Here is a 14,423-nt window from a genome sequence, read left to right as displayed (position 1 = left end):
ATTAACTTTGTTCAGCACTTTAAGTTTCTGTTTTAATTTTTTTCAAAACGAATCTTACTCGTGCCCACACAGATTGTCTGATAAATTGTTAAAGAGCAAAAAAGAACGACGCACTGGATAATCTTTTCAATTTCACAACAGCGCGTCGTTGTGTGCGGCGTATTATAGGCATTTTCAAATCCTTTGCAACCCCTTTTGCTGAAATTTTTTGAAAATTTCTCAATTTTGTTTTTGAGTGATTATTTTGCAGTCAATTTGTTGAACTATTCATCTAAATTTAGCAATACTAACTCTTCAAATCCCCAACGAAATTTCAATGCTTGTAAAAATTTATTTTCAATGCTGAAATGTTTAGTACAAAAGATGAGATTTTTTGTCTCCTTTTTTGACCGCACTTTTATAGAATCCAATAAATAGGCGACACGTTTGGCAATTGCGGCACCTGGATCGACAAAATATTTAACCTGAGGTAAACAAATCTGAATTTCATCTTTGATCAGCGGGAAATGCGTGCAGCCAAGAATTACGGTGTCCAAATCCGTTTTTTTAGCCCAAATTTCTAATTCATTCTTTAATGCCAATAAATCTACTGAATCGCCTTGAATTTTATCTTGTGCGATTTCAACTAACTTAGTTGAGCCTAATTTTTCTATTTGGCAATGGGAAGCATATTTTTCAATCAGATCATTTACATAAGCACGCTTTACTGTACCTTTCGTTGCCAATAATCCAATGTGTTTGGTTTGTGAAATTTCAGCAGCTGGCTTGATAGCAGGCACGGTACCTACAATAGGAATGTCGAAATATTCACGCAATGCGGGCAGCACTACGGTACTCGCGGTATTACAAGCGATGACGATTAGATCCAGCGGATAACGCTCATTGATTTTCTTACACACAGCCAAGGTGCGTTGAATGACTAATTCTTCACTTTTTTCTGAAAAGGGGAACATTTCATTATCAAAGGCATAGAGATAATGATGGTGCGGCAATAAATCTAACACTTCATGATAAACACTGAAGCCACCAACACCAGAATCAAAAAACAGGATTGTTGCTTTCTCATTCATATTCAATCCAACTACATTAAAATTTTTAAAAATTTGACCGCACTTTATACCTATTTATTAAGCATTGCTATAAATTTCGCGATTATTCAGCCAACGTTTAATAAGATTTTCTGCGACATCGGGGTATTTTTGAATCAGTTCGCGAGCATAATGCTGCACGGTCGGAATCATTTTGCGATCACGCATTAAATTCGCAATTTTAAATTCCGCAATACCCGTTTGTTTAGTGCCAAGTACTTCACCAGGCCCACGAATTTCAAGATCCTTTTCTGAAATGACAAAACCGTCTTGACTATCTCGCAGCACTTGCAAGCGTTTTTGTGAGATTTTTCCCAACGGCGGTTTATACATTAAAACACAAAATGACGCGGTGCTGCCCCGCCCAACACGTCCACGCAATTGATGCAGCTGCGATAACCCCAAACGTTCCGTATTTTCAATAATCATTAAGCTAGCATTTGGCACATCAACCCCAACTTCAATCACGGTGGTCGCTACTAACAAATCTAATTCAGCGGCTTTAAAGCTTGCCATAATTTCTTGTTTTTCAGCAGGTTTCATGCGTCCATGCACCAATCCAATGCGTAAGTGCGGTAAGGCTTGGCGCAAATCTTCCGCCGTTGCTTCCGCCGCCTGTGCTTCTAGCACTTCACTTTCATCGATTAATGTGCAAACCCAATATACTTGCCGATTTTCATTGGTGCAAGCATGATGTACGCGCGCCACAATTTCGCTACGCCGTTCCTCTGATACCACCACGGTTTTTATCGGCGTGCGCCCAGGGGGCAATTCATCAATAATGGAAGTATCCAAATCTGCATAAACCGTCATAGCGAGGGTGCGTGGAATAGGCGTTGCAGTCATAATCAGTTGGTGCGGATAAAAGCCTGCTTTTTCCCCTTTTTCTCTAAGCATTAATCGTTGATGCACACCAAAACGGTGTTGTTCATCAATAATTACTAAAGCAAGGTTTGCAAATTCTACTTCTTCCTGAAAAAGCGCATGTGTTCCCACCACCATTTGGACTTTCGCATTTTTTATATTTTCTAACGCTGCTTGGCGAGCTTTCCCTTTTACTTTTCCAGCCAACCAGCCCACTTCAATCCCCAAAGGGGCAAACCAACGCTTGAAATTCTCGGCATGTTGTTCCGCTAAAATTTCTGTGGGCGCCATAAGTGCAACTTGTTTGCCATTATCAATCGCCATTAAGGCGGCAAGGGCGGCTACCAATGTTTTGCCCGAGCCCACATCGCCTTGCACTAAACGCATCATCGGATATTGTTGCTTTAAATCTTTTTCAATATCTTGTGTAACGCGCGCCTGTGCATTGGTCGGCTTAAAAGGCAATTGTGAGAGAAAACGCGATTTTAGATCTGTTTGATAGTGCAAAGGCAAAGCTCTGAATTGTTGCGTGCCAAGACGCACCTTTTGCATGGCAAGATTATGGGCTAATAATTCTTCAAAAATTAACCGCACTTGTGCTGGATGCTGCCCGTTTTCAAGACTTTCTAAGGAAACATCTGGCGGTGGACGGTGCAAAAATCGAATCGCTTCTTTTAGGCTAAAAGGATAGGGATTAAATTCATTCGGTAAAATTTCCGCAATTTGAATTTTATCTAGCAATGCGAGCGCTTGATCCGTGAGTTTGCGTAATGAATTCTGTTTTAATCCTTCAGTAGTGGAATAAATCGGCGTTAGGTTTTCTTCTAATTGAATAGGCTGAGTATCACGAATAATTTGATATTCGGGATGATGAATTTCCGCCATAAAACGACCGCGCTTTATCTCGCCAAAGGCTTTTACCCTTGTGCCGATTTGGAAACTATTACGCATTCCCGCATTAAAGTTAAAAAAGCGTAACATAATTTTTGATGAGCCGTCAGAAAGGCTTACCGTCAGGATTGGACGGCGACCGAATTGCACTTCGCAAGTTTGCACAACCCCTTCAATGGTTGCATATTGTTCGGGGCGAAGATGAGAAATTGGGGTGATATGCGTGCGATCTTCATAACGGATTGGCAGATGAAATAACAGATCCTGCAAATTATGAATGCCAATGCGGCTTAGTTTTTCTGAAATCGCAGCGCCCACACCAGATAAGGTTGTGAGCGGAACCGCATCTAAGAATTGAAGATTAGGCATTGATATTACGCTTCACCGAAATGACTTCAGGCAAGTTTTGAATTTTGCGCATCATTGAAGACAAATGGCGCGTATCTTTTGTTGTCGCCAGCAAAATAGCTAAGCTGCTATTTGTATCTTCTTCCGACCACACACTATGGATATTACTATGATTCGCGCTAATCGCCGCCAATAAATTACCTAATGCCGCCGCCCGTTGCATTTCAATGCGGAGTTCAACTTCAAACTCTTGTCCTTCATTTTCTACTTGCACATCAATACTTTCAGGATGATGTCGCAAAGTTAAACAGCTCGCATGATGCACAATCCAATCATTGCCCTCTGTTTTATAGGCGCGAGCTTTATCACCTGGGATCGGATGGCAGCAATTTGCATAATGGCGATTTTGCATTGGTGCTTTAAGTGCGGTCGATTCTTCTTGAGTTTTGAGTGCTTGACGAATTCTCGATTTAGCGCGCCCTGTTACCACAGAACTTAACCAAATAGCGCGCGGTTTTGCATGAGGTGACGTGACGATATCCACCGTTTGCCCAGAAACAAGAGGCTGAGTGAGTGGATAATCAGAACGATCGACAATCGCTCCAACACAGGAATCACCGACATCCGTATGCACGGCATAAGCGAAATCCACAGCCGTTGCCCCTTTTGGCAGTTCAATAATACGGCCTTTAGGAGTGAATACATAAATTTCATGGCTGAAAAGATCAGATTTCACGCTTTCAATAAATTCAAAAGAATTGCCCGCACTTTGTTGCAACTCAATGATATTTTCAAGCCAACGTTGTGCTTTGATTTGCGCAGTTGTCTGGTCGTTCTTGCCATCTTGTTTAAAGACCCAGTGAGCCGTCACGCCCATTTTGGCAATTTGATCCATTTCTTCTGTGCGAATTTGCACGGCAACAGGCACGCCTTTCGGCCCGATGGTAGCCGTGTGCAATGCTTGATAACCATTGGTTTTAGGCACGGCAATATAATCTTTAATTTGTCCCGCCCGCGGTTTATACAAACGATGAACACAACCTAAAGCACGATAGCAATCATCCACATTATGCGTAACAACCCTAAAATTATAAATATCTAAAATCGTGCGAAACTTTTGTGAATGATTTTTCAATGATTGATAAATATAAAAGGCAGGTTTTTCTCGCCCATACACACGCGCTGGAATACCCGCTTGTTCCAATGATGTTTCTAAATTTTTAAGAATTGGCTGGATCAATTCGCCCCCAGTATTTCGCGCATCATCAATGACTCGATGAATAACAACATAACGCTGTGGATGCATTGCTTGAAAGCACAGATCTTCTAATTCATTTTTGACATGTTCAATCCCTAAGCGGTGTGCCAATGGGCTATAAATCTCAAGGGTTTCTCGGGCTATGCGGCGTCGTTTATCTGGGCGTAACGCACCAAGAGTGCGCATATTATGTGTGCGGTCGGCTAATTTAATCAGAACAACGCGAATATCTTTCGTCATCGCCAAAATCATCTTGCGAAAGCTTTCTGCTTGCGCTTCTTGGCGGGTACGAAATTTTAATTTATCAAGTTTGGAAACACCTTCAACAATTTCTGCCACGCTTGAGCCAAACTCGGCGGCTAATTGTTCTTCGGTATAAGGAGTGTCTTCGATCACATCATGTAGCAAGGCTGCCATCACGGCTTCGTGATCGAGTCGCATATCTGCAATAATTGATGCTACGGCGACTGGGTGAGTAATATAGGGTTCGCCACTTGAACGATATTGCCCTTCATGGGCATCTCGAGCAACCACAAAAGCGCGTTTTACCAGCATTATTTTTTCATCAGGCAAATAACCCTGAATAATTTTATCTAAAGGGGCAAAAAGTTCCATACATACCTGCCTTCGTCAAAAAATTAGCGCATAAAATGCTTTGCGAACCCAATCACTCTTATTAGAGTGGTGCTTCTGTTAATAAAGAAACGGCTTCAATTTCTGCTTGATCTTGTGCTAACGCATCTTGGCGATCTTGTGCGTTCATAATGTCGTTATTGATTAAACCTTTTTCAATTTCACGCAATGCGATAACGGTTGGTTTATCGTTTTCTTCTGGCACCAAAGGTTCACGTTGGTTTAATTGTAATTGTCTTGCACGGCGTGCCGCTGTCAGAATTAAATCAAAGCGGTTACCAATTTGTTCAACAGCTGCTTGTACTGTTACACGAGCCATATTTTACTCCAAGTATTAATCATATTTCTAAAAAAAGGTCATCTATGATACTAAAGTGCGGTCTATTTTGCTAGTAATTCCTGAATTAATGCTTGATTTTGGCTTTCTTGATAAGAAAGCGTTAATTTTTCCGCACGCAAAATCCCTTGCAGATCGGTTAATGCTTGCTCAAAGTCGTCATTCACAATCACATAATCATATTCGTTATAGTGCGAAATTTCATTCATCGCTTTTGACATGCGCTCTGCAATGACTTCTGCACTATCTTGTCCACGTCCAATCAAACGTTTTTCCAATTCAGCCAATGAAGGCGGCAAAATAAAAATACTTTTTACGCTAGGCACTTTTTGGCGAATTTGTTGTGCGCCTTGCCAATCAATATCTAAAAACACATCGTTCCCTGCGGCAAGATTTTTTTCAATTGCAGGCAACGAAGTCCCATAATAATTGCCACCAAAGACTTTAGCGTATTCCAAAAATATGCCTTGCTCGATTAACGTTTCAAATTCTTCTACTTCAACAAAATGGTAATGCACGCCATTTTCTTCCCCTGGGCGAGGCTGGCGGGTGGTGTGAGATACCGAGACCATTATTTTATTTTGTGTTTGTTTTTCTAATAATGCTGCAATGAGTGATGATTTACCTGCACCACTTGGAGCAGACAAAATATAAAGATTACCTTGTGACATAGTATTTCCTATTAATAATGAATAGGCGTATTATGCCAAATTTTCAGGCAAAGTGCGGTCAAAATTTGCAGAGTTTTTCTAAATAATGAAATTTGAAAAATTTGACATAGATCACACAAAACTTATTTGTTATAGTTATTTTCATAGTCTGGATTGTTCTGAAAAGAAACCGTGCTATAATTGCGAGGTAGCGGCTAAGATTACCCGAAAAAGGTAGCTAAACCGTGATAATTTTGTTTAACTTTAAATATATAGGTGAAAATCTTATGGCAATTAAAATTGGTATCAATGGTTTCGGCCGTATCGGTCGTATCGTATTCCGTGCTGCACAACAACGTGATGACATCGAAGTTGTAGGTATCAACGACTTAATCGATGTTGAATACATGGCATACATGTTAAAATACGATTCAACTCATGGTCGTTTCGATGGTTCAGTTGAAGTGAAAGATGGTAACTTAGTAGTGAACGGTAAAACAATCCGTGTTACTGCTGAACGTGATCCAGCAAACTTAAACTGGGGCGCAATCGGTGTTGATATCGCAGTTGAAGCAACTGGCTTATTCTTAACAGATGAAACAGCACGTAAACACATTACTGCTGGTGCGAAAAAAGTTGTAATGACTGGTCCTTCAAAAGACGCAACTCCTATGTTCGTTCGTGGTGTTAACTTCTCAGCATACGCGGGTCAAGACATCGTGTCTAACGCATCTTGTACAACAAACTGTTTAGCACCTTTAGCGCGTGTTATCCACGAAACTTTTGGTATCAAAGATGGTTTAATGACAACCGTTCACGCAACAACAGCAACTCAAAAAACGGTAGATGGTCCATCAATGAAAGACTGGCGTGGTGGTCGCGGTGCTTCACAAAACATCATCCCTTCATCAACAGGTGCTGCAAAAGCGGTAGGTAAAGTATTACCTGCATTAAACGGCAAATTAACAGGTATGGCGTTCCGCGTTCCTACTCCAAACGTTTCTGTTGTTGACTTAACTGTAAACTTAGAAAAACCAGCTTCATACGAAGTAATCAAAGCAGCAATCAAAGATGCAGCTGAAGGTAAAACTTTCAACGGCGAATTAAAAGGCGTTTTAGGTTACACTGAAGATGCAGTAGTTTCTACAGACTTCAACGGCTGTGCATTAACTTCAATCTTCGATGCTGACGCAGGTATCGCATTAACTGATTCATTCGTTAAATTAGTATCTTGGTACGATAACGAAACTGGTTATTCAAACAAAGTATTAGACTTAGTTGCACATATCCACAACTACAAAGGTTAATTATTCCTTTCAAAATATTAAAGACCGCACCAAGTGCGGTCTTTTTTGTGCAAGTTTTATGATTTTCTCTAAGGTTCTAGCACAAACAAAAATTTAATAAAAAATAACCGCACTTTCGTGCGGTATTTATGAATAGTTTTATTTTACCACCAATGTCTATGATGATGCCCCCAACCATATCCAACACCCACGGCAATATTTGGATTTACTTTAACGCCTGAATTTTGGCGAGGTTGGTTATCACTTTGGTTTAGTGGCATTTCAACTTGCTTTGGTGTTTTCACACGTTGTTCTTTAGGCACCGTATTTCCACTATACACTTTCGCATTATAATCTTGTACCGCTTGAGTATCTAACGGCGCTTGCGGCTGATTTTGTGGTGCAGATGAACAGGCTGCTAATACACCAGCTGCGATCAATACTAAAAATTGTTTTTTCACTACTTTTTCCTCATTTACAAATCACATCTGAAAGCAATTCTTCACGCTCTTTCATATTTTTAGAAACCAATTTACGCCCTTGCTTAGATTCTTCATCTCGCACAACTTGGTCCATACTTTGATCAGAAATATTAAATACTGGCGCATATTGCATATTTTTTATGCCATCTTTAGATGACAGCGTTGCGCCAGCGATACTAACATAATAATCCTGTTTATTGCTATCTACATAATAGGTTGAAGAATCGGTTAAATCTACCCCATCATCTGAACGGTATCCGTAGCAAATGCCACCGCCCGATTTATACACGCTATGGGAATTATAATTTTCGCCAAATTGATACAATTCAAATTCAATGGTATTGGCTAATTTCTGGGTATTTGGTTGAGATGAAGCGGCGCCATCTTTAGCAATATAGCTTTTTTCAATAACGTTCGGCGAGTCATCAAAAATGGTATTAGGCTGGGATAAGCGTTCACCATTTAACTTTGTTTCATTTTCTGAAATATGGATATTAAATTCTGCAAACACGCTATAAGATGCCAAACTTAAGCCTAGACCTAATCCTATAAACGCAGGTAAAACTCTCATTAGATACCCCTATTCTTGTTCCAATTCGTATAATTCCAACGGCAAATCATCGGGATCACGGAAAAACATAAATTGTTTTCCTGTCAGCTCATCGATGCGGATTGGTTCACATTCAACGCCTTTTTCTTGCAAAAATTTCACCGCACTTTGTATATTTTGAACTTTAAATGCTAAATGACGTAAACCACAAGCTTCAGGCGCGGTTAATCGAGTTGGAGGTGATGGAAATGAAAATAACTCGATCTGACTTCCATCTTTAAATCGAAGATCGAGTTTATAACTATTCCGAGATTGGCGATAAGTTTCTGCAATAATTTCAGCCCCTAAAATCTCAGTATAAAACGTTTTAGATTTTTGATAATTAGATACAATTATAGCGATATGATGAAATCCACCAATGCCCAAAGCCATATTAATTGCCCTTATTTGCTGAAAATCCCCAAAAACTCAGTCAATTATATTGAATTTTAAAACAAAAATCTTCTTAAAGTTTAACCCATTTAGGTTATTTAGTTTGCGACTTCTCTTTTTCTTGTTCCGCCACCGCATCGCGCGCAGAACGAATAGATTTTTCAATTAATGCACGACGATCATCATCTTCAGGCATCAGTTTTAACATCATTACCCAAGTAACCGCTGCCATTTTATAATCTTCTTTTGAGAAATAATAAAACGCCAGCAAGCCCAAAGCCTGTAAATTGCTGTGATCTTGGCGAATCACTTCTTTGAGCAAGGTTTCCCCTTGTAATTTTTCGCTGTCATCATCGGACATCATTAAAATTCGCGTATAAGAAAGCTTATATTCCAAATTATTCGGATCTAGCTTCAGCGCTTTATCATAAGCACCAAATGCCAAATTGCCATTATTCAAAGACATACCAATTTGCCCTAATGTCCACCAACCTTTAGGATCATTCGGTTCTTTTTGCAATTTAACACGAAGTGCGGTCGCAAATTGTTGTAATTCTTGATCCGTCAATGGATCGGTGTCTTCTGTTTTGATGCGTTCATAAAAGTGAGGCAATTGCTCATAGGCTTTTTCAAATATCAGCTGTGATTGCCACGCCCCTACTTTGAAATAAACGGCACTCGCAATAATTAGTAGGCTTAAAAAACCCGATACAAACCAAAGTTTACTATAAGAAGTTTCATCCGGTTTAATATCATCTTGCGCTGGAATATCTTCCAACAAGGCTTGTTGCAATTCAGTTTTAAGCTGACTCGCGTTATCTAGCAACCCTTGCTGTTCATCTTGCTCAATTTCTTTCAAACGATCAAAGTAAAACGCTTTATTTAAGCTGTCGCGTTTTGTATCTATTTGATTGTGCTGTTTTTTCAGCAAGGGATAAAAACAGATCAGCGCAATTATCAAGCATAACAAGGCACTAAAAAGCCAAAACATCATAAATTATTCCTTTTCATTCACTTTTTATTTAATAAGGCTTGCAAACGTTTTTCATCTTCTGCAGATAAGCCATTTTCTGAAACTTGCGAATTTTTGACCGCACTTTGATTGTGTTCAGGCATCAATTTAGGCTTGCGGCGCAAGATGAATATGCCACCGAATATCACTAAGCATAGCGGCAATGCCCAAAGCAAAATAGTTGCAGGGGTGAGCGGCGGATTATAGGTAACGAAATGCCCATAACGTTGCACCATATAATCAATGATCTCGTCTTTCTTTTTCCCTTCATTGAGCAACTCAAACACCTTCGCACGCATATCCACCGCAATAGTGGCATTGCTGTCTGCGATATTGTTATTCTGGCATTGTGGACAACGCAATTCTTGTGTCAGCGTATGATAATCATCTTCTTGCTGAGGCGATTGAAATTGTAACGCATCAATTGCGGCAAAACTGCCTGCTGAAGCCAAAAGTGCGGTCGAAATTAACAAAGTTTTTAATAATTTCATTAAGGTTGCTCCGCCAGTTTGTCATAAATCGGTTTCAATTTTTGCAACCATACTTTTTCATTCACATCGCCTGCATGGCGGTAATGAATCACGCCTTTTCCGTCAATAATAAAGGTTTCTGGCGCGCCATATACCCCAAGATCTAAACCGAAAGCACCCTTTTCATCTTTCAGTACAAGTTGATAAGGATTGTTCAATTCTCTTAACCATTTAATCGCTTTATCGGTTTTGTCTTTATAATCCACGCCAATAATCGGCACACCTTGAGCCGCGAGTTGATTCAAATATTGGTGCTCAGCATAACAGGTTGGGCACCAAGTCGCCCATACGTTTAATAAAATCGGTTTACCTTGCTGAAAAATCTCATTGCCGTAAGTTTTATCATCAAAGAGATCGTGCAACTGTTTCATTGGCACAGGTTTGCCAATTAATGCACTTTCTAAGGCTTTTGGATCATCGCCCTGCGCATTACGCTGCAATTGCACCAAAAACGCGATGATTAAAATCAGAAAAACAATTAAGGGTAAAAAGAATTTTTTGTTCATATTATTTTCTCAAGGCAGTATTTTCTGCCCTACCTACCAATGAATAATGGGCAGGCGAATCGCCCACCCTAACGGTTATTTATTTACAATTTTAGAGAAACGATAGCGGCGATCAAACATACAGAGAAGCCCACCTAATGCCATAAATACGCCACCGAGCCAGATCCAACGGACGAAAGGCTTGTAATATAAACGCAATGCCCATGAGCCATTGCCTAAACTTTCGCCTAATGCGACATATAAATCGCGGGTGAAGCCCCAATCAATAGCCGCTTCTGTCATCGTCATTTTGCTGACAGTATAAAAGCGTTTTTCCGCGAATAATGTGGTTTCATAATTGCCATTCTTCGTCACTTCTACTTCAGCTTTGCCGCCTGAATAGTTTTGACCATTGGCTTCCATAATGCCTTTAAATTGGAATTGATAGCCAGAAATTTCCACCTTATCACCGATATTCATTCGCACATCACGTTCTACGCTGTAATTTTGGCTAAAGGCAATGCCCCAAATTGTCATCGCCACACCTAAGTGCGCTAATATCATTCCCCAATGAGAACGTGAAAGTTTAGTAAGCCCCGACCAGAAACTGCTGCGATGCGTAGCACGTTGCTGCAATTCATAGAGAGAAAGCAAGACAATAATCACAGCCATCATCACACCTAACACGGCACTAACGGTTAATTTGTCTTGTAGAATAAGTGGCAACGCAAAACCTAACACTGCCATTAGAATCACAGAAATCACTACGGGTATGCGAATAGCAGAAAATTGATCACGGCGCCATTTCACCAGCGGCCCAATGCCTAATAATAGGGCAAATGGCGTGCAAATAATTAGGAACATTTGATCAAAGAATGGTGCGCCAATTGAGATTGAACCTAGTCCGAGTTGTTTATGCACCAATGGCAATAAAGTGCCGATTAAAACCACGGTAAGTGCGGTCATTAATAGGATATTATTGAGCAATAACATTGTTTCACGCGAATAGCGTTCAGCATTATCACGAGAACGAATTTGATTGCCTTTCACCGCATACAACGCCAATGAGCCACCAATCACCACGATTAAATAAGCTAAAATATACAATCCACGGGTTGGATCGGATGCAAAAGCGTGCACGGAAACGAGAATGCCTGAACGAACTAAGAAAGTCCCTAGCAAGCAAAGCGAAAAGGCTAAAATTGCAAGCAATACTGTCCAAGCTTTAAAAGATCCACGTTTTTCGGTTACCGCTAAGCTATGTAATAACGCCGTACCAGCCAGCCACGGCATCAGTGACGCGTTTTCAACAGGATCCCAAAACCACCAGCCACCCCAGCCGAGTTCATAATATGCCCACCAAGAGCCTAACACGATACCCAGAGTTAAAAATACCCAAGCCGCCATTGTCCAAGGGCGAGACCAACGTGCCCAAGCGGTATCTAATTTTCCTGTCATTAATGACGCGATGGCAAAAGCAAAGGCAACGGAGAATCCCACATAGCCCATATACAATAATGGCGGGTGGAAAATCAAACCCACGTCTTGTAATAACGGGTTAAGCTCTCGTCCATCTATTGGAAAATCAGGAAACGTGCGATGAAAAGGATTGGAAGTAAACAGAACAAAGACTAAAAAACCAATGCTGATCAAGCCCATAATACCCAACACGCGAGCGACCGCTTCTTGTGGCAATTGTTTACTAAAAATTGCTACCGCTGCGCCCCATAGGGTAAATAACCAAATCCACAGTAATAATGAGCCTTCGTGCGATCCCCATACGGCAGACAAACGGTATTGTAATGGCAAGTTGCTGTTGGAATTATTCACTACATATTGCACGGTAAAATCATTGACCGCAAAAGCATAAAATAACGCGCCAAAGGCGACAGTTAATGATAAAAACAACCCGAATGTCATTGGGCGCGCCAAATTCATTAACTGAATATTATTTTTTTCCGCGCCCCACAAAGGGAAAATTGCCAATAGAATGGAAATTGCCAAACTTAAGGCAAGAGCAAAATTACCTAATTCAGCAATCATTGGCGACCTTCTTGCATTGTTTTTTCATTACGATCTCGTTCGCTTTCGCCTTTGAGATCCGCTTCCGAAACGCCCATTGGTTGGTGCATTTTCTTCATTTGCTCACCTAATTCTGGTGGCACATAATTTTCATCATGTTTTGCTAACACTTCGGTGGCTTGTAATAATCTTGGCTCAGCGAGCACACCTTGTGCCACAATGCCTTGCCCTTCGCGGAATAAATCAGGCAAAATCCCTTCATATTCTACGGTGATAGCAGGCCCAATATCATTCACATCAAACTGGACTTTCAAACTTTTTGGATCACGTTTTACGCTACCTTCGACAACCATACCGCCAACACGAATGCGCTGACCCACTTCAGGTTTAGTCTGAGCGTCGCCATTTTTACCGCTGATCACTTCTGATGGGGTATAAAATAAATCGATATTCGAGCGTAATGCATACATCACAAGTCCTAAAGCGACTGCGATGCCAATCACCACAAATAACACCAAACTTAAGCGTGATTTACGTCTTGGGTTCATAGTCCACTCCCTGTTTTCGCTGCTTTCAAACGGGCTTCGCGCGCTTGCTCGCGTTTAACATCGCGTAAAATCGCATTTTTGCCTTTATAGCTATTTAGGATCAACGCCAAAATTGCCAATAAAGAAATGCCATAAGATAGCCAGACATAGAAGCCATAGCCCCCCATATTAAAAAAATCACTCCAAGATTGGAAAAACATATTTATCTCCAAAAAAATTAAAATTCTGACCGCACTTTTCTCTTAATCAATAACTAGCAATGAGCAACTAGCCATTTGCCAGCTCTTTTACCCAAGGGCGTTTCATATCTTCGCGCAATAACGTATTGCGATAACGAACCAAGCTGAGCCAAATGGTTAAACACATAAAGCCGAAAATACTAAGAATCAATGGAATTAGCATTGGCGTGGCAATTGACGGTTTCTCAAATTTAGTAATACTTGCGCCTTGGTGCAAGGTATTCCACCATTCTACAGAAAAGTGAATGATCGGTAAATTAATCACGCCAACAACACATAATACCGCAGCGGCTTTCATGCCTTTTGTGCGATCGGAAAAAGCCGAATACAATGCCATCACACCTAAATATAAGAAAAATAAGATTAATTCTGCGGTTAAGCGGGCATCCCACACCCACCACGTTCCCCACATGGGTTTGCCCCAAATCGCCCCTGTGACTAAGGCTAAAAAGGTAAACACTGCACCAATAGGCGCCATGGCGATAACCGACAAATGGGCGTATTTAATTTGCCAAACCAAACCAATCAAAGCAGCCACCGCCATAGAGCCATATACCGTCATTGACCAAATTGCCGATGGCACATGCACATACATAATACGGAAACTATTCCCTTGTTGATAATCTGCGGGGGCGAATGCCAAGCCCCAAACGATGCCCGCGCCCAACAAAAGTGCGGTCAAAATAGCGAAAAAAGGAATAAATTTACCGCATAAGCGATATTGGGTTTCGGGTTTGGCATAGGGATGCAACCATTTCCACATACTAT

General features: G+C 40.8%; 16 protein-coding genes. 1 reads left to right on the top strand and 15 read right to left on the bottom strand.

Features of this window, described 5'->3' with window-relative positions; genetic code table 11:
* Window positions 1-263: 263 nt before the first annotated feature.
* From murI to gmk, 5 genes are all read right to left on the bottom strand, one after another.
* Window positions 264-1,076, bottom strand: a complete 813-nt coding sequence (gene murI, locus C8D76_RS01675) for a glutamate racemase (protein WP_116631086.1) — start codon at window positions 1,074-1,076, stop codon at window positions 264-266.
* A 51-nt stretch (window positions 1,077-1,127) separates the two neighbouring features.
* Window positions 1,128-3,212 carry an ATP-dependent DNA helicase RecG gene (gene recG, locus C8D76_RS01670; protein ID WP_116631085.1) on the bottom strand — a complete coding sequence of 695 codons (2,085 nt, stop codon included), beginning with the start codon at window positions 3,210-3,212 and terminating at the stop codon, window positions 1,128-1,130.
* Entirely contained in the window at window positions 3,205-5,064 is a 1,860-nt protein-coding gene (locus C8D76_RS01665; RefSeq protein WP_116631084.1) for a RelA/SpoT family protein, read from the bottom strand. The genes recG and C8D76_RS01665 overlap by 8 nt, the downstream gene beginning before the upstream one ends.
* Window positions 5,065-5,125: 61 nt before the next feature.
* Window positions 5,126-5,401, bottom strand: a complete 276-nt coding sequence (gene rpoZ, locus C8D76_RS01660; protein ID WP_116631083.1) for a DNA-directed RNA polymerase subunit omega — start codon at window positions 5,399-5,401, stop codon at window positions 5,126-5,128.
* A gap of 62 nt (window positions 5,402-5,463) precedes the next feature.
* A complete protein-coding gene (gene gmk, locus C8D76_RS01655; protein WP_116631082.1) occupies window positions 5,464-6,090 on the bottom strand; it encodes a guanylate kinase in 627 nt (208 codons plus the stop codon).
* A 266-nt stretch (window positions 6,091-6,356) separates the two neighbouring features.
* Here gmk and gap point away from each other — a divergent pair, with 266 nt between their 5' ends.
* A complete protein-coding gene (gap, locus tag C8D76_RS01650; RefSeq protein ID WP_116631081.1) occupies window positions 6,357-7,376 on the top strand; it encodes a type I glyceraldehyde-3-phosphate dehydrogenase in 1,020 nt (339 codons plus the stop codon).
* A gap of 143 nt (window positions 7,377-7,519) precedes the next feature.
* Here gap and C8D76_RS01645 read toward each other — a convergent pair whose 3' ends face one another.
* The 10 genes from C8D76_RS01645 to C8D76_RS01600 form a co-directional block, all read right to left on the bottom strand.
* Window positions 7,520-7,816, bottom strand: coding sequence for a hypothetical protein (locus tag C8D76_RS01645; protein ID WP_116631080.1), 297 nt, complete (start codon window positions 7,814-7,816; stop codon window positions 7,520-7,522).
* 10 nt (window positions 7,817-7,826) lie between these two features.
* Window positions 7,827-8,408 carry a DUF8095 domain-containing protein gene (locus C8D76_RS01640; RefSeq protein WP_116631079.1) on the bottom strand — a complete coding sequence of 194 codons (582 nt, stop codon included), beginning with the start codon at window positions 8,406-8,408 and terminating at the stop codon, window positions 7,827-7,829.
* A 9-nt stretch (window positions 8,409-8,417) separates the two neighbouring features.
* Window positions 8,418-8,819 (bottom strand): SMU1112c/YaeR family gloxylase I-like metalloprotein, encoded by a 402-nt coding sequence (gloA2, locus tag C8D76_RS01635; protein ID WP_116631078.1) that lies wholly within the window; start codon window positions 8,817-8,819, stop codon window positions 8,418-8,420.
* A gap of 94 nt (window positions 8,820-8,913) precedes the next feature.
* Window positions 8,914-9,813, bottom strand: a complete 900-nt coding sequence (gene ccmI / locus C8D76_RS01630) for a c-type cytochrome biogenesis protein CcmI (protein WP_116631077.1) — start codon at window positions 9,811-9,813, stop codon at window positions 8,914-8,916.
* Window positions 9,814-9,830: 17 nt separating this feature from the next.
* Window positions 9,831-10,322 carry a cytochrome c-type biogenesis protein gene (locus C8D76_RS01625; protein WP_116631076.1) on the bottom strand — a complete coding sequence of 164 codons (492 nt, stop codon included), beginning with the start codon at window positions 10,320-10,322 and terminating at the stop codon, window positions 9,831-9,833.
* Window positions 10,322-10,867, bottom strand: coding sequence for a DsbE family thiol:disulfide interchange protein (locus C8D76_RS01620; protein WP_116631075.1), 546 nt, complete (start codon window positions 10,865-10,867; stop codon window positions 10,322-10,324). Before C8D76_RS01620 ends, C8D76_RS01625 begins: the two co-directional genes overlap by 1 nt.
* A 75-nt stretch (window positions 10,868-10,942) precedes the next feature.
* The gene (locus C8D76_RS01615) at window positions 10,943-12,889 is read right to left on the bottom strand and encodes a heme lyase CcmF/NrfE family subunit (RefSeq protein ID WP_116631074.1); all 1,947 of its coding nucleotides are present in this window, start codon (window positions 12,887-12,889) and stop codon (window positions 10,943-10,945) included.
* Window positions 12,886-13,416 carry a cytochrome c maturation protein CcmE gene (gene ccmE / locus C8D76_RS01610; RefSeq protein WP_116631073.1) on the bottom strand — a complete coding sequence of 177 codons (531 nt, stop codon included), beginning with the start codon at window positions 13,414-13,416 and terminating at the stop codon, window positions 12,886-12,888. Before ccmE ends, C8D76_RS01615 begins: the two co-directional genes overlap by 4 nt.
* Window positions 13,413-13,616 carry a heme exporter protein CcmD gene (gene ccmD, locus C8D76_RS01605; protein WP_116631072.1) on the bottom strand — a complete coding sequence of 68 codons (204 nt, stop codon included), beginning with the start codon at window positions 13,614-13,616 and terminating at the stop codon, window positions 13,413-13,415. The genes ccmE and ccmD overlap by 4 nt, the downstream gene beginning before the upstream one ends.
* Window positions 13,617-13,683: 67 nt before the next feature.
* Complete coding sequence (locus C8D76_RS01600; protein ID WP_116631071.1) at window positions 13,684-14,418, bottom strand: heme ABC transporter permease; 735 nt, start codon at window positions 14,416-14,418, stop codon at window positions 13,684-13,686.
* Between the last annotated feature and the right edge of the window lie 5 nt (window positions 14,419-14,423).

Origin of the sequence: Alitibacter langaaensis DSM 22999 (assembly GCF_003096995.1) — a bacterium.
Lineage (GTDB): Bacteria > Pseudomonadota > Gammaproteobacteria > Enterobacterales > Pasteurellaceae > Exercitatus > Exercitatus langaaensis.
Note: the sequence above shows the minus strand (reverse complement) of the source record. Positions and strands in the feature narration are given on the sequence as shown.